General features: G+C 67.7%; 21 protein-coding genes. 6 read left to right on the top strand and 15 right to left on the bottom strand.

Features of this window, described 5'->3' with window-relative positions; genetic code table 11:
• Positions 1 to 152 precede the first annotated feature (152 nt).
• Positions 153 to 1,910 carry an ATP-binding protein gene (locus AC1RNC_RS00565; protein WP_492882822.1) on the top strand — a complete coding sequence of 586 codons (1,758 nt, stop codon included), beginning with the start codon at positions 153 to 155 and terminating at the stop codon, positions 1,908 to 1,910.
• A 3-nt stretch (positions 1,911 to 1,913) separates the two neighbouring features.
• Here the strand turns inward: AC1RNC_RS00565 and AC1RNC_RS00560 are convergent, their stop codons facing one another.
• Positions 1,914 to 3,413 carry a bifunctional aminoglycoside phosphotransferase/ATP-binding protein gene (locus AC1RNC_RS00560; RefSeq protein WP_492882820.1) on the bottom strand — a complete coding sequence of 500 codons (1,500 nt, stop codon included), beginning with the start codon at positions 3,411 to 3,413 and terminating at the stop codon, positions 1,914 to 1,916.
• A 144-nt stretch (positions 3,414 to 3,557) separates the two neighbouring features.
• On the opposite strand from AC1RNC_RS00560, the gene AC1RNC_RS00555 reads away from it, so the two are divergent.
• The gene (locus AC1RNC_RS00555; RefSeq protein WP_492882818.1) at positions 3,558 to 4,178 is read left to right on the top strand and encodes a TetR/AcrR family transcriptional regulator; all 621 of its coding nucleotides are present in this window, start codon (positions 3,558 to 3,560) and stop codon (positions 4,176 to 4,178) included.
• A 12-nt stretch (positions 4,179 to 4,190) separates the two neighbouring features.
• On the opposite strand, the gene pdxH is transcribed toward AC1RNC_RS00555, so the two are convergent.
• Positions 4,191 to 4,859, bottom strand: coding sequence for a pyridoxamine 5'-phosphate oxidase (pdxH, locus tag AC1RNC_RS00550; protein ID WP_492882816.1), 669 nt, complete (start codon positions 4,857 to 4,859; stop codon positions 4,191 to 4,193).
• Between the two features lie 118 nt (positions 4,860 to 4,977).
• Here pdxH and AC1RNC_RS00545 point away from each other — a divergent pair, with 118 nt between their 5' ends.
• The 3 genes from AC1RNC_RS00545 to AC1RNC_RS00535 all read left to right on the top strand — a co-directional run bounded on the left by AC1RNC_RS00545 (position 4,978) and on the right by AC1RNC_RS00535 (position 6,770).
• Complete coding sequence (locus AC1RNC_RS00545; RefSeq protein WP_492882814.1) at positions 4,978 to 5,676, top strand: DnaJ domain-containing protein; 699 nt, start codon at positions 4,978 to 4,980, stop codon at positions 5,674 to 5,676.
• A gap of 216 nt (positions 5,677 to 5,892) precedes the next feature.
• Positions 5,893 to 6,309, top strand: a complete 417-nt coding sequence (locus tag AC1RNC_RS00540) for an organic hydroperoxide resistance protein (RefSeq protein ID WP_047410442.1) — start codon at positions 5,893 to 5,895, stop codon at positions 6,307 to 6,309.
• A gap of 11 nt (positions 6,310 to 6,320) precedes the next feature.
• On the top strand, positions 6,321 to 6,770 hold the full coding sequence (locus tag AC1RNC_RS00535; RefSeq protein ID WP_492882812.1) for a MarR family winged helix-turn-helix transcriptional regulator: 450 nt from the start codon (positions 6,321 to 6,323) through the stop codon (positions 6,768 to 6,770).
• Between the two features lie 41 nt (positions 6,771 to 6,811).
• On the opposite strand, the gene AC1RNC_RS00530 is transcribed toward AC1RNC_RS00535, so the two are convergent.
• The 3 genes from AC1RNC_RS00530 to AC1RNC_RS00520 all read right to left on the bottom strand — a co-directional run bounded on the left by AC1RNC_RS00530 (position 6,812) and on the right by AC1RNC_RS00520 (position 8,534).
• The gene (locus AC1RNC_RS00530) at positions 6,812 to 7,216 is read right to left on the bottom strand and encodes a DUF4282 domain-containing protein (RefSeq protein WP_492835627.1); all 405 of its coding nucleotides are present in this window, start codon (positions 7,214 to 7,216) and stop codon (positions 6,812 to 6,814) included.
• 102 nt (positions 7,217 to 7,318) lie between these two features.
• Positions 7,319 to 7,825, bottom strand: coding sequence for a hypothetical protein (locus tag AC1RNC_RS00525; protein ID WP_492882810.1), 507 nt, complete (start codon positions 7,823 to 7,825; stop codon positions 7,319 to 7,321).
• Positions 7,826 to 7,913: 88 nt separating this feature from the next.
• Positions 7,914 to 8,534, bottom strand: coding sequence for a TetR/AcrR family transcriptional regulator (locus AC1RNC_RS00520; protein WP_492882808.1), 621 nt, complete (start codon positions 8,532 to 8,534; stop codon positions 7,914 to 7,916).
• Between the two features lie 112 nt (positions 8,535 to 8,646).
• Here AC1RNC_RS00520 and AC1RNC_RS00515 point away from each other — a divergent pair, with 112 nt between their 5' ends.
• Positions 8,647 to 9,966 (top strand): oxygenase MpaB family protein, encoded by a 1,320-nt coding sequence (locus tag AC1RNC_RS00515; RefSeq protein ID WP_492882806.1) that lies wholly within the window; start codon positions 8,647 to 8,649, stop codon positions 9,964 to 9,966.
• Between the two features lie 56 nt (positions 9,967 to 10,022).
• Here AC1RNC_RS00515 and AC1RNC_RS00510 read toward each other — a convergent pair whose 3' ends face one another.
• The 10 genes from AC1RNC_RS00510 to AC1RNC_RS00465 form a co-directional block, all read right to left on the bottom strand.
• Positions 10,023 to 10,370 (bottom strand): hypothetical protein, encoded by a 348-nt coding sequence (locus AC1RNC_RS00510; RefSeq protein ID WP_492882804.1) that lies wholly within the window; start codon positions 10,368 to 10,370, stop codon positions 10,023 to 10,025.
• 79 nt (positions 10,371 to 10,449) lie between these two features.
• On the bottom strand, positions 10,450 to 12,555 hold the full coding sequence (gene flhA / locus AC1RNC_RS00505) for a flagellar biosynthesis protein FlhA (protein ID WP_492882802.1): 2,106 nt from the start codon (positions 12,553 to 12,555) through the stop codon (positions 10,450 to 10,452).
• A gap of 277 nt (positions 12,556 to 12,832) precedes the next feature.
• A complete protein-coding gene (gene flbD / locus AC1RNC_RS00500) occupies positions 12,833 to 14,200 on the bottom strand; it encodes a sigma-54-dependent transcriptional regulator FlbD (RefSeq protein ID WP_492835636.1) in 1,368 nt (455 codons plus the stop codon).
• A gap of 30 nt (positions 14,201 to 14,230) precedes the next feature.
• On the bottom strand, positions 14,231 to 14,563 hold the full coding sequence (gene fliN, locus AC1RNC_RS00495; protein ID WP_492835638.1) for a flagellar motor switch protein FliN: 333 nt from the start codon (positions 14,561 to 14,563) through the stop codon (positions 14,231 to 14,233).
• Between the two features lie 15 nt (positions 14,564 to 14,578).
• Complete coding sequence (locus AC1RNC_RS00490) at positions 14,579 to 15,217, bottom strand: FliH/SctL family protein (protein WP_492882800.1); 639 nt, start codon at positions 15,215 to 15,217, stop codon at positions 14,579 to 14,581.
• A gap of 10 nt (positions 15,218 to 15,227) precedes the next feature.
• Positions 15,228 to 16,250 carry a flagellar motor switch protein FliG gene (gene fliG, locus AC1RNC_RS00485; RefSeq protein ID WP_492882798.1) on the bottom strand — a complete coding sequence of 341 codons (1,023 nt, stop codon included), beginning with the start codon at positions 16,248 to 16,250 and terminating at the stop codon, positions 15,228 to 15,230.
• Entirely contained in the window at positions 16,250 to 17,905 is a 1,656-nt protein-coding gene (fliF, locus tag AC1RNC_RS00480) for a flagellar basal-body MS-ring/collar protein FliF (RefSeq protein WP_492882796.1), read from the bottom strand. The genes fliG and fliF overlap by 1 nt, the downstream gene beginning before the upstream one ends.
• A 281-nt stretch (positions 17,906 to 18,186) precedes the next feature.
• A complete protein-coding gene (gene sciP / locus AC1RNC_RS00475) occupies positions 18,187 to 18,468 on the bottom strand; it encodes a CtrA inhibitor SciP (RefSeq protein ID WP_047410412.1) in 282 nt (93 codons plus the stop codon).
• A 168-nt stretch (positions 18,469 to 18,636) separates the two neighbouring features.
• Entirely contained in the window at positions 18,637 to 20,403 is a 1,767-nt protein-coding gene (flgE, locus tag AC1RNC_RS00470; protein WP_492882793.1) for a flagellar hook protein FlgE, read from the bottom strand.
• 130 nt (positions 20,404 to 20,533) lie between these two features.
• Positions 20,534 to 21,274 (bottom strand): flagellar hook assembly protein FlgD, encoded by a 741-nt coding sequence (locus AC1RNC_RS00465; RefSeq protein ID WP_492882791.1) that lies wholly within the window; start codon positions 21,272 to 21,274, stop codon positions 20,534 to 20,536.
• Positions 21,275 to 21,278: the final 4 nt, after the last annotated feature.

Here is a 21,278-nt window from a genome sequence, read left to right as displayed (position 1 = left end):
GCGGCGCAACACGCAACGCGCCGCGCCCTTCGGGAGAAAAGACAACGCTCGCACGCCGCGCCAATCGGCCGCAGGGCGCGTTTAAAGACTCTTCGTTGCCGTGGGCGGATAATTCCCCCAGGCGAACGCGGTTCGTGGGCGGGAGACGCGGCGTGGGCTGGCTGGCCGACACTCTGGCGGATGAAAGACTGGACGAAGTGGGCGCCGACATCCGGCGGCTCGGCGTCTCGCGTCTCATCTCCGGCTGTCTGGCCGCCGGGGCCGTTTGCCTGGGTCTGGGCGCGGCCACCGCCTTCACGTGGCTGGCCGGCTTCCTGCTCGCCGAAGGCCTGGCGACCCTGGCGACCCGCAACTTCGGCCGAGGCCGTCCGGTGTCGCGCGGCGACCGCGCCGTCTTCATCCTGGCCGCGATCCCGGTCAACGCCAGCTGGGCCGCGCTGGCCAGCCTGCTCTGGCTGCAGGGCTCCGACAAGCTGAAGATCGCCGCGGTCGCCATCTGGTGCGGCCAGCTGATCTTCGCCCAGCAGTACCGTCACCAGCCGCTGGCCCTGCTGATCATCAGCGGACTGCTCCCCGTGACCAGCTTGATCATCTTCCCGTTCTTCTTCATGCCCGGCGCTGACATGAGCACCCAGTCGATGCGCTGGTCGCTGGCGCTGCTGATCGCGGTCACGATCAACGTCGCCCTGCGCAATCGCGCCGCCGCCCGCCGCATGGACACGCTGACCCGGGGCCTGCGCGAGGAACGCGAGCGCGCCCTGGAGGCCGCTCGCGCCAAGTCGACTTTCATCGCCGTCACCAGCCACGAGCTACGCACGCCGATGAACGGACTCTTGGGCATGGCCCATGCCCTGGAGCGCTCGCCCCTGAACCCGGCCCAGCGGGAACAGGTCGCCCTGATGCTCAAGTCGGGCGACAGCCTGATGCAGCTGCTCAACGACGTGCTGGACATGTCGCGGATCGAGGCCGGCCGCGTCGAGCTGGCTCCCGAGGCGGTCGATCCACGCGCCATGGTCGCCGACGTGGTCGACGCCTGGCGCGACGCGGCGGTGTTCAAGAACCTGTCGCTGTACGCCGATTTCGGCGCCGGCACGCCAGCCTGGATCGTCGCCGATCCGCTGCGCATCCGACAGATCCTGACCAACCTCGTTTCCAACGCCGTCAAGTTCACGACCCACGGCCACGTCCGGGTCAGCGTCGAGGCCGAACGCGCGGGCGACGCGTGGATGCTGCGCTTCGCGGTCAGCGACACCGGCCCCGGCGTGCCGGCGGCGGCGGCCGACCGGGTGTTCGACAGCTTCACCCAGGCCGACGAGACCATCTCGCGCAGCCACGGCGGCGCGGGCCTGGGCCTGACCATCTCGCGCGCCCTGGCCCGCCAGCTGGGCGGCGACCTGGAACTGCGCCCGACCCCGGTCGGCGCCTGCTTCGTCCTCAGCATCCGCGCCGAGGAATCCGAGGCGGCCAGCCCGGCGCCGGAGCTCGAAACCAGGGACGACGAGACGCTCGACCAGATCCGCGTGCTGATGGCCGAGGACAACGCCGTCAACCAACTGGTCGTGCGCACCATGCTGGAGCCGACCGGCGTGGCCCTCACCGTCGTCGAGAATGGCGAGGAGGCGTTGAAGGCCATGGCCTCGGGCCAATACGACTGCGTGCTGATGGACATCAACATGCCGGTGATGGACGGCATCACCGCGCTGGAGGCGATCCGCCAGGGCCGGGCCGGCGATCCCGCCCTGCCCGTCATCGCCCTGACCGCCTCGGCCATGGCCGGCGACCGCGAGCGGTTCCTCGGCATGGGCTTCGACGACCATCTGGGCAAGCCGGTCAAGCCGATGGACCTGATCACCGCGATCATCCGGGCGGTGAACCCGGAGCCGCCGGACGAAGATCGGCAGGCGGCGTAAGCCTTAGCCCATGGTCTCCGCCAGCGCCCGGGCCTCGTCCTCGAACGCATTGACCGTATCGACCTTGCGCCAGGCGATCTCGCCGGTCTCGCGGGTCAGCTGGTTCTCCAGCACCGCCACGTCGGCGTCCGAGGCGTCGTTGACCCGGGCCGCCACGCGCGCGCGCAGCACCTCGGGCGGGGCCTCCAGCCAGACGCCCAGGAAGCCGACGTCGCAGCGCGTGGCCAGGGCCTCGGCGCGGGCCCGCTCCTCGGGCTTGAGGAACACCGCGTCCAGAACCACCGAGCGTCCGGCCTTCAGGCACAGCTCGGCGTCATGGAACAGCTGGTCATACACCTTGGCGCTCATCTCCGGCGTATAGGCCTCGCGCGGCAGGCGCTGGAGGGACGGCGCGCCCCACAGGCGCTTACGGATCTCGTCGGTGCGCAAAACGACCGCGCCGGGCGCTGAACCCAGGCCCGGGGCGCAGACGCGCGAGAAGGTCGACTTGCCCGAACCCGACAGGCCGCCGGCCGCCACCAGGCTGACCGGCTTGGGGGCCAGGTGTTCCAGAGCGGTGTTCAGATAGGCCCGGGCGGCCTCGTCATCGCCGGTATAGGCCCAGACGTGGGTGCGCACGGCGGCGCGGACGCTCAGCATCAGCGGCAGGGCGGCCAGGCCCGCCCACAGCCCCTCGCCGAACGTGCGGGCGGCCTCGTCCAGATAGGCGTTCAGCACCCGGCCGGCGGCGTCGCGGCGACGGCGGAAATCCAGGTCCATCAGCAGGAAGGCCAGGTCGTACTGCACGTCGATGTCCGACAGGGTGTCGTTGAACTCAATGCAGTCGAACAGGATCGGCTGGCCGTTCTCGATCAGGATATTTCCGAGGTGCAGGTCGCCGTGGCAGTGGCGGGCGAAGCCGTCCTTGGCGCGACCATCCAGCAGCGGACCCAGGCGCTCCAGCGCGATGTCGGTCTCGTGAACCAGGCGCTCGACCGCTTGCTTGCCCAGGCGCGCGGACAGGCCGCGCAGCAGGTTGGCGTTCGAGCGGATCGTGTAGCCCAGGGCCGAGATGCCGCCGCCTTGCGGACGCAGCGACGCGCCGGCGTGGAAACGGGCCACGGTGCGGCCCAGCGAATCCTCCAGCGCGTCGTCGATCGCCCAGGGCTGGGTGGCCAGCACGCCGTTCTGGTCGAAGCGGCGCATCTCCAGCAGGTACTCGACGATCTCGCCCTCGCCGTCGATTTCCAGGCCGCCGTCGGCGGTGCGGTTCAATTGGCGGACCTCGCGATAGATGTCCGGCGCGGCGGCGCGGTTGAAGGTCAGTTCGCGCTCCAGCGCCCAGCGCCGCAGCTCCAGGGTCGAGTAGTCCAGAAAGCCGAAATCGACCGGGCGCTTCACCTTGAAGGCCGAACCGTCGATCAGGAACACCCGGGCGCACGAGGTCTCGATCGTGCTTTCCGCCCGCTCGCCAAACCAGGCGGCGACTTCCTGCTCGCGCGCGGCTTCCGCGTCCTTGATCACGCCCAGCGTCCCATCTCGTCGCGCCCGAAGATCGGCGCCGGGGCTGCATAGCCGAAACGTGCGCCCGCGTCCTCTCGCGCAAGCCTTGCCGAGTCGTGATTTTCGCGGTTAGATTGCATGAAAGCCATTGAGTGCGAGTGTCACATGCTTGTCGGTGCGGGTCTGAAGCGGTCTGGACACAAGCGCGAGGAAATCCTCGCCTCGGCCCGATCCCTATTCCTGAAGGAAGGCTACGCCGACACCGGCATGGAGGTGGTCGCCCGCGCCGCCGGGGTCTCGACCGCCACCCTCTATGCCTATTTCCCCAGCAAGGCCGACCTGTTCAAGGCGATCGTGCTGGAGACGGTCAGCAGCGTCGGCGCGCCGGTGCGCGAAGCCGTTCGGGTGAAGGGCGACGCCCGTACGCGCCTGGCCGCCCTGGCCATCGCCTACGCGACCTTCCTGTCACGCGCCGACACCCGGGCCATGTTCCGGATGGTCACGGCCGAGCGCCGCCGCTTCGAGGATGTCGCCGAATATTTCCTGCAGAGCGCCCGCGACGAACTGGGCGGCGCGGCGATCTCGGTGATCAACGACCTGACCAGGACCGGCGAAATCAGGGTCGAGAAGGCTTCCTGGGCCGCCGGCCAACTGCTGGGCCTGCTCGACCACGTCACCCTGGTCCTGGGCATCACGGCCGGCGACGACGTCCTGCCCCGCCGTCCGATCAAGGACATCGCCGAGGACGCGGTCGAGACGTTCCTGGCGCGGTACGGGGTAAGGTGACCGGGCGCGGGCCTAGGGAAACAGCCGCTTCGTGGTCCAGCCCCCGTCCGCCCGGTCGAACACCAGCCGTTCATGCAGGCGGAACGGCCGGTCGCGCCAGAACTCGATGGTGACGGGGATGATGCGGTAGCCCGACCAGTGCGGCGGGCGCGGAACCTTGGAGAGGCCGAACTTCAGGCCCATCTCGGCGACTCGCTTTTCCAGGGCTAGGCGGTCGGGCAGCGGACGCGACTGGTCGCTGGCCCAGGCGCCCAGCTGGCTGGGACGGGCGCGGCTGGCGAAATAGGCGTCGGCCTCGGCGTCACTGACCGGCTCGACCGCCCCGCGAATCCGCACCTGGCGGCGCAGGGACTTCCAGTGGAACAGCAAGGCCGCCTTGGGCTGGCCGTTCAGCTCGCGCCCCTTGGCGCTCTGGGTGTTGGTGTAGAAGACGAAGCCGCGCGGATCGACGCCCTTCAGCAGCACCATGCGCGAGTCCGGCATGCCGTCGGCGTCGACGGTCGAGACGGTCATGGCGTTGGGGTCGTTGAGCTCCTTCTTGCCCGCCTCCTCCAGCCACTCGGCGAACAGGGCGAAGGGATCCTCCTCCGACAGCAGGGCCGGCGGGACCGCCTCGGTGACTTGACGGACATACTCGTCCTCGCTGGGCGAGGCGGGGATCAGGGTCGGGTCAGCGCTCATGCCCTTCGATATAGAGCCTGGCGCGGTCGAGAGCCACATCAGGGCGAACCCTTTGGGGACCTGGCCTCTAAAGTCTTAACTTAACCCGCCGTTGACCATCCGGCGCCACGGTCGAACCATGACGACCCGTACGCCCGCCCTGACGCTTTCGGCTGCTCGCGCCCTCCTGGGTGTTGCGTCCACCGCCGACGAGCGCGAGCTGCGCATGGCCTATCGCGAGGCCGCCAAGCGAGCCCACCCCGACCGTCCGACCGGCGATGCGGCCCTGTTCCGCGACGTGCTGGCCGCCTACCGCCTGCTGCAGGACACGCCGGTCGTTCAGCACAACTTCCCGCCAACGGTGCAAGCCGTCCCGATCGCCGACCGCGTCTTTCTCGAGATCGACATCGCCACGGCCGTCGCCGGCGGCGCCGAGGAGCTGGCCATCGACGGCCGCCGCCTGAGGCTGAAGCTGCCCGCCGGCCTGCGCGAAGGCGACAAGGTCCGGGTCGAGGGCGTGCTGTTCGAGGTCCGCCTGCGGGCTCAGGACGGCGCCCTGGTGCGTGGCGACGACATCTGGCTGACCGGCAAGGTCGATCCGCGCGTGCTGGCAGAAGGCGGCCGCGTCGACGCCGACACCCCGCTGGGCCCGCGCCCGGCCTGGATCTCGACCAAGGCCGCCGCCCGCGGCCTGGTCCGCCTGCCCGGCCAGGGCCTTCCCGCCCGCGCGGCGCACAAGGCCGGGGATCTGTTTCTGCGCCTGGAAGCCGCCGAAGCCAGGGTCGAGAGCCCGGCGCGCTCGCTGCTCAGGCGCTTCGCGGCGGCCTGGGCGGCTTAGAACCTAGCGACAAATGCCTCTCCTCCCCTTTTGGGGGAGGTGGATCGGCGCGGATACGCGACGAGACGGAGGGGGCTGGTCATGACTCAGTGGCGCGGTGCTGCCCCCCCTCCACCGGCGAATTAAGTCGCACGCGATCTTTTTCACCGTCCAGCCCTTGCAATTATATCGTGTGCGATTAAATCGCTCACATCACTTCAAGCCAAGGAGGCTCCCATGACCACCCTCTACACCACCCGCGCCACCGTCGTCGGCGGCCGTGACGGCCACGCCCGCAGCGAAGACGGCCTGCTGGACGTCCAGCTGTCGATGCCCAAGGCCCTGGGCGGCAAGGAGACCGGCACGAACCCCGAGCAGCTGTTCGCCGCCGGCTACGCCGCCTGCTTCCAGAGCGCCATGGCCCACGTCGCCCGCACCCAGAAGATCGCTCTGACCGGCTCGACCGTGACGGGCCAGGTCGGCCTCGCCACGCAAGAGGTCGGCTTCAAGCTGGAAGTCGCGCTGGAGGTCGAAACCCAGGGCCTGAGCCAGGCCGACGCCGAAGCGTTGGTTGCGACGGCCCACCAAGTCTGCCCCTATTCGAACGCCACCCGTGGCAATGTCGACGTGGCCATCACCGTGAAGGCCGCCTAAGCCGTAATGTCATGACCCAGAAGAAGTCCGCGCCGTCCGATGCTCCGATCGAGGTCCTGCGCCTCGACAACCAGCTGTGCTTCGCCCTCTACGGCGCGGCCAACCGGATGACGCGGCTCTACCGGCCCATGCTGGACGCCCTGGGGCTGACCTATCCGCAGTATCTGGCCCTGCTGGTGCTGTGGGAGGCCAGTCCCCGGACCGTCGGGGCCCTGGGCGACGCGCTGGACCTGGATTCCAGCACCCTGACCCCGCTGCTCAAGCGTCTGGAAGCCGGCGGTCTCGTCCAGCGAACCCGGGATCCGGAGGACGAGCGGCGGGTCATCGTGGCGCTGACCGACAAGGGCCGCGCCCTGCGCGACCAGGCCGTCTCTATCCCCGAGAAGCTGTTCTGCGCGCTCGACATGCCGCTGGAGACGATGAGCGCGCTGCGCGAGCAGCTGAAGACCGTCGCGAAGTAGCGGCCTTAGACCTGGGTACGCGGCGGCTGGGCCGCTTGACCTTAAACCTGAGAACGCGGCGGCTGCGCCGCCTGGCGAGCCCGGATGGCGGCGTGGTCGGCGTCGCTGGTCTGGCGCAGGGCCCGCAGGTCCTCGCTGATCCGGAAGATGGCGACGTAGAACTCGCAGAAGGCGCGCCACAGCAGCACCAGCGCGCCCGCGACCAGCAGGCCGGCGACCAGCACCGGGAAGGCTAGCAGCAGCGAGCCGACGCCCGGCTCCTTCAGCGCCAGGCCCACGGCGGCGCCGACGACCGAAAAGCCGAACAGGGCCACGACCCCGAGGCCAGCCCAATAGATGAAGTGAATCACCGGCCCGGTGACCAGGCGATCGAACGTGAGCAAGTCCCACAGCAGTGAGTTAGACCCACGCTTAGTCTTATTGGCCGGAGGCATACTGAACCCCAAGTCGGCGATGACCGCCCCTCTTGATGGTCATCGCTATCAGTGACGAGCCCGCTCGGCAATGCCGAGCGGGCTCGCTGTCGCATCCGTGCGGATACGGGTCGCTTACTGCGGCTTGGCGCCCGCGACCGTGGCGTCGATCTGAGCCTTGGTGGCCGTGGTCGATACGCTGCCGTCGGCGGCCGCGCTCAGGCTGTTGGCCGGCAGGGCGAACTTCACGCCACCGTTGGTGACGATGACGTTGGTCGAGCCGTCGGCGCCGGTGCTGGTGCCGGTGATCTGACCGACCGAGACGCCGGCGGCGTCCTTCACGGCCGAGCCGACCTTGAAGCTGGCGACGCTGGCCGAGGTCGGCGCGCCCGCGGCGTCAGCGGACGGGGTGGTGGTCTGAGTCGTCGTCGAAGCCGACGGCGTGGTCGTGGTGGTCGTGCTCTGAGTCGGCGTCGTCGTGGTCGTGGACTGAGTGGGCGCCGGCATGGTGGTCGAGGCCGGCGGCATGGCGCCGGTGGTCGGCGCGGCCGGGGTCGTCGTGGTGGTGGTGCTCTGGGCGAAAGCCGCGCCGGCGAACGTCAGGGACGCGGCGGCGGCGAGCAGGGCGATCTTGTTGGTCATGGTCACTCTCCGTCGAAAGGGGCCCCTCCCTTGCCGGAAACAACGTGACCTTGCGGACACGGTTCCGTCGGCGAGTCGACGCCACGTTCTACCGGGGCGAGCCGCCGTCGCCACGAGGGGCCATGACCAGGGCCCCGATATAGGCCTCCATCAGCCGCACCAGCTCGTCCTCCAGCCGCGCCGGGTCCAGCGCCAGCTCGGTCTCGGCGGTCGCCGCGCGCAGCAATCCGACCACCGCGTGAGTCAGGACGAAGCCGGCCTCGGGCGACAATGGAAAGCCGAAGGCGGTCTTGCCGGCGATCGTGTCGAAGAACGTCAGGTGGTGACGCATGACCACGTCGTCGCCGCCCGCCAGGGTCAGGGCGTCCAGCAGCGCGCGGCGGGTGGCGGGCGAGCCCTCGAAGGCCGTGGCCAGGGTGCGGACGATCAGGCGCACCGCCCCCAGTTCAGGTCCCGCGATGACGATCTCGGCGATGCGGTCGCGGGCGGCGGCGGCCCGCCGCTGGGCCAGGGCCGCCAGAATCGCCTGCTTGCCGGCGAAGTACTGGTAGAGCGTGCCGACGCTGACTCCGGCCCGCTCGGCGATGTGGTTGGTGGTCAGGGCTTCGACGCCATCGGCCTCGAGAAGTTGAAAGGCCGCTTCCAGAATTGCGTCCACCGTCGCCTCGGAGCGCGACTGGCGCGGCGTTCGCCTCGTCTTTTCAGTCACTTGTGGCTTGGCCTCCGAGATGCGGGCAAGGCGAGTAGCGTCGGGGTTCTGTGGGCCTAACCTAGCGCCGAACAGTTGGATCCGTCTCGGTTCCGCTACGCCAGGAGTTCCCATGAACGCCGCCCTCGAAAAGGTCCGGGCCAAGGTCGCGTCCCAGAAGACCGCCCTGCCCGCGCTCTATGGCGACGTCGATTTCGACGCCACGCCGGAGCGCTTCACCGACGATCCGAAAACCAGCGTCGCGCCGCGCCTCCGTAAACTCGATCCGGACAAGGTCGCCCTGATCAAGGCCTACACCCTGCTGGGCGACGTGGTCGCAGACGCCTATGCCGCGCTGATGCCCAGATATGGCTTCCGTCCGCTGATCCAGATGCTGACCAGCGCCTGCGACGAAGGCGTCGCCGCCGTGCCCAACGCGCCGCCGGAGCTGGCCGCCTTCATCGCCGACATGGAAGCCACGCCGGCCTGGGTCGACATGGACCTGGTGCGCGAGGGCCAGCGGCTGGACCGCAACGCCGCCGCCAATCTGGGGCCGTTCGCGATCCGGGGCGCGTTCATCGCCACCTTCATGAACAAGTACGCCGCCCTGCCGATGGCCCTGACCGGGACCCTGTCGAACGACACGGCCGCCCGCCGGGTCAACGAGACGGCGACCTTCTTCACCACCACCCTGCTGCCCGGCTCTCTGGAGCGCCACGGGGCGGGCTTCAAGGCCGCCGCCATGGTGCGGCTGATGCACTCCATGGTGCGGTTCAACGCCCTGAAGCGCTCGGACCGCTGGGACGTCGGCGTGTATGGCATTCCGATCCCGCAGGTCGACCAGATGCCCGCCGGCCTGATCCCGATCTTCCTGATGAGCTACAAGATCGTCGGCCAGGGCCGGAAGACCTTCACCGCAGACGAGCGCGCGCGGGTCGAGCTGGCCCGCTACCGCTGCTTCCTGCTGGGCCTGCCCGAGGACCTGCTGGCCGACACCCCGCAGGGCGTGGTCGACACCATGAACGCCCGCAGCGGCACCCTGCGCGCCGGCTTCGACGACGCCACCTGCGGCGAGCTGGTCCGGGCCACGCTGAACGCCTACCTGCCGCCGGACGAGCGCCCGGAGAACCGCCTGTTCGACAAGGTCGAGCGCCGCTTCTCCAAGGTGTTCTTCCTGCGCAACTTCATGAACGGCGACGTCGCGGCCGCGAGGCGCATGGGCGTCGAGATCGGTCCCCGCGACTTCATGATGTTCGGCGTCGTGGCGCTGCTGGTGACCAGCCAGCTGCTGGCCTACCGCCTGGCGCGGAACCTCCCCGGCGTCTCGGACCTGGCCGACGCGCGCCTGGTCGCCAAGCTCAAGCGCCAGCTGGCGCGATACGGCCACGCCGAATTCACCAGCGACGCCGAGAAATACCGACCGACGCCCGGCGCGGCGGCGAGAGCGTCCTAAAGCCGGGGACGGCTAAGCCGACGTTTCGAGAGGCAGTGATGGGTGGAAGTCGGCCTTTATTCGTCCACCACCCACCGGACGACGACGAGCATGGCTAGAATGACGCCGACGGCCATCAAGAGGATCGCAGGACCAAAGAGGAGCCAGGCACCAGCTGTCGTGTTTGGGACAAGTCCCGCGCCTGCCACGACCCAAGTGAACGCAAGGAGGAGCGCCCCCAAAGCGTAGGCCTTTCCAAACTTACGCGAGAAGGGAATCCAGGCGCCGCCGCCGACAAAGGCGTCCCGAGCCTCGGGCCACGCTCTGAAGACTTCGCGCGCTGCCGTCGCATACAGAGCCGGCCACAACGCCGCCGATGCGATGGCCAAAAGCAGAAGGAACAGGAGCAGGATGTCGGCTAGCACCGCACGATCTTAGGTCGATTGGACACGTCCGACTAGGGTCGAAAGCCCCCCGGGGCGATGACCGAAAGCCACCCTATCCCTAGACCATCCCCACCGTCTTCAGGCGGGCGCGGGGGTGGATCTCGTTCTGGCTCATCACCACGGTCTGGCCGCGGAAGCGTTCGATGATCGAGCGGACATAGGGGCGGACGCCCGGGCTGGTCAGCAGCACGGCGTGTTCGCCAGCCAGGGCCGCGCGCTCGAAGGCGTCGCGGACGCCGCGGATGAAGTCCTGCAGGCGCGAAGGCGGCAGGGCCAGCTGCTTGTCGTCGCCGGGACCGATCAGGGCTTCGGCGAAGGCCTGCTCCCAGTCGGCCGAGAGGGTGATGATCGGCAGGGCGCCGTCGTCGCCGCGGTTGGCCCAGCACAGCTGGCGCGACAGGCGGGCGCGCACCTGCTCGACCAGCAGGGTGACCGAGGCGGTGTGCGGCGCGGCCTCGCCGATGCCTTCCAGGATCTGCGGCAGGTCGCGGATCGAGACCCGCTCCCGCAGCAGCGACTGCAGCACGCGCTGCACCGTGGCGGCGGTGGCCGTGCCCGGGATCAGGTCGTCGACCAGCTTCTTCTGCGACTCGGGCAGCTCCTTCAGGAGCTTCTGCACCTCGGCGTAGGACAGCAGGTCGGCCATGTTCTCCTTGAGGATCTCGGTCAGGTGCGTGGTCAGCACCGTGGCCGGGTCGACGACCGTGTAGCCGCGGAAGGTGGCTTCCTCGCGCAGGTCGTCGGCGATCCAGGTGGCCGGCAGGCCGAAGGCGGGCTCGCGCACGTGCTCGCCGGGCAGCTCGACCTGGCCGCCGCGCGGGTCCATGGCCATCAGGCTGCCCAGGCGCACTTCGCCGGCGCCGGCTTCCATTTCCTTGATGCGGATGGCGTAGCCCTGGTTGGCCAGGCGCATGTTGTCGAGGATCCGCACGGGCGGCATGACGAAGCCGAACTCGCCGGCCAGGGTCTTGCGCAAGGCGCGGATCTGGTCGGTCAGCTTGCGGCCGTCCAGGTCGTTGATCAGGGTCAGCAGGCCGTAGCCCAGCTCGATCTTGACGTCGTCGATCGCCAGCGAGGCGCTGATCGGCTCCTCTTCCGCCTCGGCGGGGGCGGAGGCGGCCTCGAGCAGGGATGGATCGATGGGCTTGGGCTTCTTGGCGTCCTGGATGCGCTTGTAGGCCAGGGCCCCCGCGCCCAGCGACAGCACCGCGAACGGGATGATCGGCATGCCCGGGATCAGGGCGATGATGCCGGACGAGGCGGAAACCATGCCCAGGCCCGCCGGGTTCATGGCCAGCTGGGTCGTCAGGGCCTTGTCGGCCGAGCCTTCGACGCCGGCCTTCGAAACGACCATGCCGGCGGCGATCGAGATGATCAGGGCCGGGATCTGGCTGACCAGGCCGTCGCCGATGGTCATGATGGTGTAGGTCGAGGCGGCCTGGCCGATCGGCAGCTTGTGCTGCACGACGCCGATGATGATGCCGCCGACGACATTGATGCCGGTGATGATCAGGCCGGCGATCGCGTCGCCCTTCACGAACTTGCTGGCGCCGTCCATGGCCCCGAAGAACGTGCTTTCCTGTTCCAGTTCCTTGCGGCGCAGCTTGGCGCCTTCCTGGTCGATCAGGCCGGTCGACAGGTCGGCGTCGATCGCCATCTGCTTGCCGGGCATGGAGTCCAGGGTGAAGCGGGCGGCGACTTCGGCGATCCGGCCCGAACCCTTGGTGACGACCATGAAGTTCACCACCACCAGGATGATGAACACGATCACCCCGATGACGAAGTTGCCCTGCATCATCAGATGACCGAAGGCCTCGATGACCGCGCCGGCCCCGCCGGTGCCTTCCTGGCCGTGGCCGAGGATCAGGCGGGTCGAGGCGACGTTCAGACCCAGGCGATACAGCGTCGAGACCAGCAGGACGGTCGGGAACGAGGTGAATTCCAGCGGCCGCTTGATCAGGATCGCCGTCATCAGGATCAGCACGGATCCGGTCACCGAGATGGCCAGCAGCATGTCCAGCAGCATCGGCGGGACCGGCAGGATCAGCAGGACGATGATGCCCACGACGCCCAGGGCCAGGCCCATTTCGCCGCGCAGAAAGCCATCCAGCAGCGACCGGGCGCTGGGGACGGATCGGGCGGTCGGGGCGGCGGCGTCGGCCATGCTGAACCTTGAACCGTTGATGGGTAAGCTAGACCAGCGCTTGAAGCGATTTGCGGTCCGCCGCCATCTCCTTAACGAGAATTAGCCATGTTCGGCGCCGGACGGATGGTCGCGGCGCCGCGACATGTTGCCCCCAGGGCCGTCTTCTTCCTTGCGTCGTCCTCGTCCTTCGACGAGCTCAGGATGAGGACGATGGTCGGCGCCGCTTCAGTAGAAAACCTCATCCTGAGCTTGTCGAAGGACGGGGTTTTCGGCTCCGCGACGCCAACGAAAATCACTAGGCGGCCGCGCCCACGCCCCCTTGCGGCGGCGGCACCGGAACGCCGGCGTCGCTGTATTCCTTCAGCTTGTTGCGCAGCGTGCGGATCGAGATGCCCAGGATGTTGGCGGCGTGCGTGCGGTTGCCCAAGCAATGCTCCAGCGTGTCGATGATCAGCTTCTGCTCGACCTCGGCGACGGTCGAGCCGACGAAGGCGCGCGAGACGGCGTCGGCGGCCATCTGGGCGCCGCGGGCGACCGCGACATCCGGCGCGGGGGCCAGTTGCTGACCGTCCGGCAGGCGGATGGCGAACTCCTCGATCTCCGGGCCGGTCGACAGCAGCACCGCGCGGTGCATGGCGTTTTCCAGCTCGCGGACGTTGCCCGGCCAGCGGTGGGCGATCAGGCGACGGCGGGCCTCGGCCGAAATCGGCTTTTCCGGCACGCCATTGGCGGCCGAGTACTTCTTCACGAAGAACTCGCACAGGCTGATCACATCGCCCGGGCGCTCGCGCAGCGGCGGCAGGCGCAGGTTCACGACGTTCAGGCGATAGAGCAGGTCTTCGCGGAAGATGCCGTCCTTCACGGCCTGGACGAGGTCGCGGTTGCTGGTGGCCAGGATGCGGATATTGACCTTGACCGGCTTGGAGCCGCCGACGCGGTCGATCTCGCGTTCCTGAATGGCGCGCAGCAGCTTGGCCTGCAGGCGCACGTCCATTTCCGAGATTTCGTCCAGCAGCAGGGTGCCGCCGTCGGCTTCCTCGAACTTGCCGATGCGGCGGGCCATGGCGCCGGTGAAGGCGCCCTTCTCGTGGCCGAACAGCTCGCTTTCCAGCAGGTTCTCGGGGATGGCGGCGCAGTTGACCGAGATGAACGGGGCCTTGGCCCGGCGCGACTTGCCGTGGACGTAGCGGGCCATGACCTCCTTACCCGAACCGCTTTCGCCGGTGATCAGGATCGAGGCTTCGGACGCGGCGACCTGGTCGGCCAGCTTGATCACCGACTCCATGGCCGGGTCGCGGACGACCATCGGCTTTTCATCGTCGGTGACGGCGGCCAGGACGGCGGCGATCAGCTCGGCGTCCGGCGGCAGCGGGATGAATTCCTTGGCCCCGGCCTTGATGGCGGCCGCCGCGCGGGCGGGGTCGGCGTCGACGCCGCAGGCCACCACCGGCACCCGCATCCGCTCGGCCTCGTTGGCCGCGATCAGGCCGGCGATGTCGAGCGAGTACTCGACCATCAGCAGGTCCGCGCCCTGCCCCGCGCGCAACGCATTGGTCGCCTGCTCCGTCGTTTCGACGTGCGACACCTTCGCGCCCGCGTTCATCGCCATCTTCACGGCGACCGAGAGCTGCCCGTTCAGTTTTCCGACGACCAGAAGCCGCATTTTCTACTCTCCCTCACGGACGGCAGGGCGTTAGCCCTGGTCGCCGTCCTTGATGATTTCCGTCATGGTCACGCCCAGGCGTTCGTCGACGACGACGACCTCGCCACGGGCGACCAGGCGGTTGTTGACGTAGATGTCGATCGCCTCGCCGACCTTGCGGTCCAGCTCCAGGATCGAGCCCTGGCTCAGCTGAAGCAGCTGCGCCACGGACATGTGCGCGCGTCCCAACACCGCCGAGATGTTGACCGGCACGTCGAAGACCGGCGCCAGATCCGACGCGGTCTTGTCGCTGAGCTCGACCGGCATTTCGGAGGCGAGCATCGAGCCTCCGAATTCGTCGAGCGGGAGATTGTCTTCGGCCATCTTGGATCAGCCTTTTCAGGAGAACAGGGGTTCGGCGTGGAGACCTTCGGCGGCGATGGCCGCTTCCAGCGCTTCGGCGACGCGTTGGGCGGCGCCGTCTGGATCGAAGGCCGCGCGGCCCTCCCCCCAGTCGAAAGTGAAGGCCGCCGGGGCCATGGCGCCGTCGGCGCGGGCGACGATCTGGCCTTGGAAGCCAATCTGGGTCGCCACCTGCTCCAGAGCCTGTTGGGTGCGCTCCTCCAGCTCGGGCGACACCCGGACGAAGATGCGCGGCTGGGCCTCGACCTCGCGGGCCAGGGCTTCGAGGGCCGCGGAGACCGGGGCCTCGGGGAAATGTTGCAGGGCCGCGTCGGCGATCTTGCGGGCGCAGGCCAGGGCCAGCATGGCCGCGCCTTCGCGGTGCTCGTGCGCCACTTGGGTCAGCGACCCGAACGCCTCGCGGATGGCGTGGGCCACCTCGTTCAGGGCATGGGCGGCCTCCTGCTCGGCGCGGGCCACGGACGAGCGCTCGCCCTCCTGGTAGGCCTGGGCCTTGGCCGCCTCGACCTCCTCGAGGGTGAAGCTCTTCTTCACCTTCGGCGGGGTGTAGGCGACGCCGCCACGGTCGTCGAAGACCGTGTCGAAGCCAAATCTGCGGTGAGGGGTGTCGGTCATGCCATCCGCCTCAGTAGATCAGCTCGTCGTCGCCGCCGGAGCCGGCCAGCATGATCTCGCCCTTGGCGGCCAGATCCTTGGCGACCTGCACCATGCCCACCTGGGCGGCGTCGACGTCCTTCAGGCGCACTGGGCCCATGCTCTCCATGTCCTCGCGCATGATCTTGGCGGCGCGCTCCGACATGTTGGAGAAGAACATGTCGCGCAGCTTGTCCGAGGCGCCCTTCAGGGCCAGGGCCAGCTGCTCCTTCGGCGTGCCGCGCAGCAGAGTCTGGATGCCGCCCGGGTCCAGCTTCGACAGGTCCTCGAACACGAACATCAGGGCCCGGATGCGCTCGGCCGCCTCGCGGTTTCGCTCTTCCAGGGCCGCGATGAAGCGGGCCTCGGTCTGGCGGTCGAAGTTGTTGAAGATCTCGGCCATCATCTCGTGGCTGTCGCGCTTGGACGTGCGCGCCAGGTTCGACATGAATTCGGTGCGCAGGGTCATCTCGATCTTGTCGAGGATCTCGCGCTGCACCGGCTCCATCCGCAACATGCGGGTGACGCATTCCAGGGCGAAGTCTTCCGGCAGGCAGGCCAGCACGCGGGCGGCGTGATCGCTCTTCACCTTCGACAGCACCACCGCGACGGTCTGCGGGTATTCGTTCTTCAGGTAGTTGGCGAGCACCGCCTCGTTCACGTTGCCCAGCTTGTCCCACATGGTTCGACCCGCCGGACCGCGGATCTCTTCCATCAGGGCGTCGACCTTCTCCTGAGGCATGAAGGAGGCCAGCAGGCGCTGGGTCTGCTCGTACGAACCCATGATCGCGCCGGTCGCGCTCATGCCCGAGACGAACTCGACCAGCAGATCCTCGACGACGCTGGCCGACACCGTGCCCAGGCCGGCCATGGCCTGGGAGACTTCCTTGATCTCCTCGTCGTCCAGGGCTTCCCAGATCTTGGTGTGATCTTCACCGAGGGCGAGCAGAACGATCGCGGCCTTTTCCGGCCCCGAGAGGTTCTTGATATCGTTGACGGCGACTTTCATGGCCATCAGGTCGACTCGTGCAGCCAGTTACGGAGGATCGCGACCGATTCCTCCGGATGCTTTTCGACGAACTCTGACACCCGCTTGATCGACGAAGCCTTAACCTGGCCCTCGATCTTGGCGATATCGATGCGCGAGTCGATGTCGGAGACCGGACCGGCGATGGCGATCGGCTCACCCGACTGGTCGACCACGACCTGCTGCTGGGTGCCGTCCGACAGGGTGACCAAGCGGGTCACCTGGCCGCCGGGACCAGCCAGGGCCATCGGGCCCGGCGCCGGCGTCGACAGGTTCTTGATGAACGGGCGGACCGCGAACAGCAGGACCAGCAGGGCCACGACGCCCAGGATGCCCAGTTCTGCGAAGCGCATGATGTCGTTCTTGTCGAAGCCGGCCAGCAGGCCTTGCTTCTCCAGGCCCTGGTCCTCGGGCTGCGGGAACTTGATGTTGGTGACCTTCACCTGATCGCCGCGCTGGGCGTCGAAGCCCACGGCGGTCTTCACCAGCTCTTCGATCTGCGCGATCTCTTGAGCCGTGCGCGGGGTATAGGCGCCCGGCTTGCCGTCCTTGCCCGGAGGGGCGGTGACGCCGTCGATGGCCACGGCCACGGCGACCTTGCGGATCGCGCCCGGCTCGCGGACGGTCGTGGTGACCGACTTGGAGATCTCGTAGTTGGTGACGCTCTCGTTGGCGTTCGAGCGCGAGCCCAGCTGCTGGAAGCCGTTGGCGCCGCCCTGACCCGGGACGTTCGCGGTCGCGGTGACGCCCGAGGTGTCGTCGTTCTTGGTCTCGCTGTTGCCCTGTTCGTTGGTGCTTTCCGAGCGGACGACCTGACCGTCCGGGTCGAACTTCTCTTCCTGGGTGGTGACGCGGTTCAGGTCGAGGTCGGCGGTGACGTTGACGCGGGCCTTGCCCGGGCCGAGCACGCCTTCGATCATGTCCTTGACGGTCTTGGCGATGCGGGCCTCGGCTTCGGTGCGGCGATCCTCGGCCATCTTGCCGGCCAGGCTGTCGTCGCTGGGCGCCGACAGGGTCTTGCCGTGCTGGTCGATGACCGCGACCTTCTCGGCCTTCATGTTCGGGACCGACGACGAGACCAGGTTCTGGATGGCGCGGACCATTTCCGAAGACGGCTCGCGCGAGCCGACGCCGATGGTCACGGCGGCGGACGGTTGCTCGGCGTCTTCCTCGAACAGCTGGCGCTTGGGCAGCACCAGGTGGACGCGGACGCTGTTGACGCCCTGCATGGCCTTGATCGTGCGTTCCAGCTCGCCCTGTAGGGCGCGCTGACGGTTCAGCTGCTGGACGAAGTCGGTCTGGCCCAGCGCGTTGTTGCCGTCGAAGATTTCGTAGCCGATGGAGCCGGAGCTCACGAGGCCCTTGCCGGCCACCATCAGGCGGGCGCTGGCGACCTTGTCGCGCGCCACCATGATCGTCGAGCCGTCGCCCTTGGTCTCGTACTTGATGCCCGCCTGGTCCAGCGCCTGGGTGACCTGCGAGGCTTCCTTCAGGTCCAGGTTCGAATACAGCAGCTCATTGGGCTCCTTGCCCATGAACATGACGAGGGCCACCATGACCGCGACGACGCCGGCGCCAACGCCGAGCATCGCGGCCAGACGGCCGACGCCAAACTGCTTGATCGAACCCAGAAAGCTTTCCACGAAGCCTCACCCTTGATCCCACGCCCCTCCGCGAGGAGGAACCGGCAGGCGAACGAGAACCGCCCACCGGTAGGCAGGATTTACCCAGTACAAGGTAAACGAGGCGTTTATATCTGGGTCGGGAAGGCGGCCGGGACGGCGCCAAAACGTCGCGGCCGCCCCCTTTCGGGAGCGGCCGCTGAACGTCTTCAAACCCTTGTGGCGCAAGGCCTGCGGGGTTCTCGGGAAGAGCAAGGGGCGGTCACAATATCGCACCCCCCCAATAGCCTGACGAACGGCTCTTAACGGTACTGCTGGATCCGGGTGGTCCGCAGGCCCGCCAGGCCGTGCCGGTCGATCGACTGCTGCCACGCGAGGAACTCCTCGTTGGTCAGCTTATAACGATCGCAAGCCTCGTCGAGCGAGAGCAGGCCCCCGCGGACGGCGGCCACGACCTCGGCTTTACGACGGATAACCCAACGTTGGGTCTCCGGCGGCGGCAGATCGGACAGGGTAAGAGGCGCACCGGTCGGACCGATAACGTACTTTTCACCCCGGCTGTTCGTGCGCTGCTGTTGCAACATGGCTTTACGCCTTTCCCACAACCATCACTGTTGAAGGCCACTATAGGCGCCGCCTAATAACAGCGGCTTAATCCCAATAGTAAAGAAGGCCTGAACAGAGTGGCTCCCTTAGCAGTTCGTAGTGTCTCGATGTGAAACACAAGAATTAAAGAGCGTTAATCCCTATGATCAGCGCTTAATATTCAGAAGTTCTTCAAGCATCTGATCGGCGGTCGTGATGATCTTCGACGACGCCGAGTAGGCGCGTTGCGTGGTGATCAGCCCCGTGAACTCAGTAGACAGATCGACTGTCGAAGCTTCCAGCGTCGAGGGCGCCAGACCGCCGGCCCCGCCCTGGCCCGGAGCCTTCAGGCTGTAGGTGCCGCTTTCGTTGGTGACGCGATAGGCGTTGCCGTTCACGCCCTTCAGGCCGTTCGGGTTCGAGAAGGTGGCGACGGCGACCTGGGCGATCCGGCGGGTGACGCCGTTGTCGAAGATGGCCGAGACGTAGCCGTCGTCATCCACTTCGATATTGGTCAGGTTGCCGAAGGCGGTGCCGTTGGTGTTCACCGACTGGACGACCGACTGGCTGTTGTACTGGGTCAGGCCGCCGGCGGCGTTGGCCAGGTCGATCTGGACGTCCTGGGTGTCGATGCCCAGGCTGTCGGCCCAGATCGGCGGCTGCGGCAGTTGCGGGGCCGGCGGGGCCGGCTGGACCACCAGCGGGGTGCCCGAGGCCTTGAGCGAGATCGAGGTCGGGTTGGTGCCGCCGAACAGGTTGCCCGTGCTCTGCAGCTTGCCGTCGGTGGTGAACTTCACCACGCCCGTGCTGATCAGGCCGTTGGCGTTGTTGGCCAGGTCGCCCGGCTTGGCGCGCAGTTCGGCGTACCACTCGTTGGGGCCGGGTCCCTTCAGCAGCGACAGGGTGACCGTGCGCTGGCCGCCCTTGGAGTCCGACAGCGGAACCTGGATCTCGAAGTCCGGCTTGACGCCCTTGGTGTTGTCGAGGGCGTAGTCCGACATCGACCAGGTCGACGGATCGTACAGCTTGCCCAGCTTGACATCGGCGTCGGTCATCAGACCAAGGTCGGCCAGGATAACCTTGTCGCCCGCGGCGTTGATCGCCGTGTCCGTCAGGTTGCCGGCCGGCGTGGCCGCGCCCTTGTAGTCGATGGTCGAGCTGTTCAGCGCGCCTGTCGCCGCGTCGTAGCCGACCTTGCCGCTGGCGACGATCACGCCGTTTTCCTTGATGTCGACCAGGTATTCGTTGTCGCCCGAGGCGGCCGGATTGGCCGAACCCGTCGAGCTGTAGACGACGTCGAAGTTGTGGTTGACCAGCTTGTCGTCCTGGACGTTGGGCTTCGACGGCGAGCCGGCGGTGCCGACCTTGTACGAGACGGCGGCGGCGACCGGCTGTTCCGAGCGCAGGTTGGCGTTGATGCCGACGCGGGTGGTCTTCTCGGCCGTGCCGCCGACGCTGCCGACGTTGATCGACGACAGTTGCATCAGGTCCGACGGGTCGGGCGTGATCATGCCGCTGACCGGATCGGCCAGCCAGCCCTGCAGGTAGAGGCCGGCGTCGTTGCGCAGGTAGCCCAGGTTGTCCAGCTGGAACGAACCGGCGCGGGTGAACGAGCGGGTGTCGGTCGCCGTCAGGTTTTCCGGCTTCTCGGTGGTGACGAAGAAGCCCGAACCCGAGATCGACAGGTCGAGGTTCGAGGTGGTGGACTGGGTCAGGCCCTGTTGGCTGACGTACTGGTGCGTCTGAGCCTTCACGCCGCCGGCGCTGTAGGCCTGGTTCTTCGAGCCCGAGGTCACCAGGGTCGAGAAGTTGGCGCTGGAGCGCTTGTAGCCGACGGTGTTGACGTTGGCGATGTTGTCCGAGATCGCGGCCAGGGCCGACGAGTTGGCGATCAGGCCGGAGACGCCGGCGAGCATGGCGCTGTTGATGCTCATGACTGAATTCCTGCTTCTAAATGGGGTTCGAAGGGTTCAGCGCTGTTTGCGTTTGGGTCCGGGGGAAGACCGTCTTCCGGGGACCGCGTCGGCGTCATTCTGACGCCCGTTCGATAGGGTGGCGGGAGGCCTAGGCGGCTTTGTCTTCCGTCTTGGTGTCCGTCTTGTCGTCCGTCTTGGTGTCGGAGTTGGCGGCCACGGCGGTGACGCCGATGACGTTGTCGATGGGGACCGGCTTGCCGTTGATGATGACCTGCGGCGAGCCTGTGGAGTTGTCGACCGCCGTGACCACGCCTTCGGTGCGGCCCTTGATTTTCGTCGCCTTGATTTCCTTGCCGTCGGCGCCCTTGGCGGTGACGGCGATGGTGTAGACGCCGCCGTTTTCCAGCTGGGCGCCGCTGTCGTCCTTGCCGTCCCAGGTGATGGTGTGGTCGCCGCTCTTCTGGTCGTCGGGGTGTAGCGTGCGGACCACCTTGCCGGCGGCGTTCTTCACTTCGACGGTCAGCGAGGTCGAACCGCCCGGCTGGCTCCACGAGAAGACCGCCTTGCCGTCCTTCAGGGTCGAGTTGTCGGTGGTCGCGGTGACCTGCTTGCCGATCATGTTGACGCCTTCCGACAGGCCCGTGCCGGTGTTCATGCCGACCAGGGCGGCCAGCAGGTCGTTGGTGACCAGTTGCTGCTCGACGCCCGTCATCTGGGTGATCTGGCTGGTCATCTGGGTCGTGTCGGTGGGCGAAAGCGGGTCCTGGTTCTTCAACTGGACGGTCAGCAGCTTCAGGAACGTCTGCTCGTTGTTGGCGAGCGACGTGCGCGAGTTGTTGATCTTGTCGAGGACCGAAGAGGTGTTCTGAGACGAGACGGCGGAGGCCATGACT

It is taken from the genome of Caulobacter sp. GW822-FHT01G02 (assembly GCF_058802865.1).
The sequence above is the reverse complement of the archived record's forward strand: the minus strand, read 5'-3'. Positions and strand labels throughout refer to the sequence as shown.

Excerpts from the sequence above, each read along its gene's own strand:
- AC1RNC_RS00555 (WP_492882818.1), top strand. The coding sequence starts at position 3,558 with ATGCTTGTCGGTGCGGGTCTGAAGCGGTCTGGACACAAGCGCGAGGAA.
- pdxH (WP_492882816.1), bottom strand. The coding sequence starts at position 4,859 with ATGAGCGCTGACCCGACCCTGATCCCCGCCTCGCCCAGCGAGGACGAG.
- AC1RNC_RS00545 (WP_492882814.1), top strand. The coding sequence starts at position 4,978 with ATGACGACCCGTACGCCCGCCCTGACGCTTTCGGCTGCTCGCGCCCTC.
- AC1RNC_RS00540 (WP_047410442.1), top strand. The coding sequence starts at position 5,893 with ATGACCACCCTCTACACCACCCGCGCCACCGTCGTCGGCGGCCGTGAC.
- AC1RNC_RS00535 (WP_492882812.1), top strand. The coding sequence starts at position 6,321 with ATGACCCAGAAGAAGTCCGCGCCGTCCGATGCTCCGATCGAGGTCCTG.
- AC1RNC_RS00525 (WP_492882810.1), bottom strand. The coding sequence starts at position 7,825 with ATGACCAACAAGATCGCCCTGCTCGCCGCCGCCGCGTCCCTGACGTTC.
- AC1RNC_RS00515 (WP_492882806.1), top strand. The coding sequence starts at position 8,647 with ATGAACGCCGCCCTCGAAAAGGTCCGGGCCAAGGTCGCGTCCCAGAAG.
- flhA (WP_492882802.1), bottom strand. The coding sequence starts at position 12,555 with ATGGCCGACGCCGCCGCCCCGACCGCCCGATCCGTCCCCAGCGCCCGG.
- flbD (WP_492835636.1), bottom strand. The coding sequence starts at position 14,200 with ATGCGGCTTCTGGTCGTCGGAAAACTGAACGGGCAGCTCTCGGTCGCC.
- fliN (WP_492835638.1), bottom strand. The coding sequence starts at position 14,563 with ATGGCCGAAGACAATCTCCCGCTCGACGAATTCGGAGGCTCGATGCTC.
- AC1RNC_RS00490 (WP_492882800.1), bottom strand. The coding sequence starts at position 15,217 with ATGACCGACACCCCTCACCGCAGATTTGGCTTCGACACGGTCTTCGAC.
- fliG (WP_492882798.1), bottom strand. The coding sequence starts at position 16,250 with ATGGCCATGAAAGTCGCCGTCAACGATATCAAGAACCTCTCGGGGCCG.
- sciP (WP_047410412.1), bottom strand. The coding sequence starts at position 18,468 with ATGTTGCAACAGCAGCGCACGAACAGCCGGGGTGAAAAGTACGTTATC.
- flgE (WP_492882793.1), bottom strand. The coding sequence starts at position 20,403 with ATGAGCATCAACAGCGCCATGCTCGCCGGCGTCTCCGGCCTGATCGCC.
- AC1RNC_RS00465 (WP_492882791.1), bottom strand. The coding sequence starts at position 21,274 with ATGGCCTCCGCCGTCTCGTCTCAGAACACCTCTTCGGTCCTCGACAAG.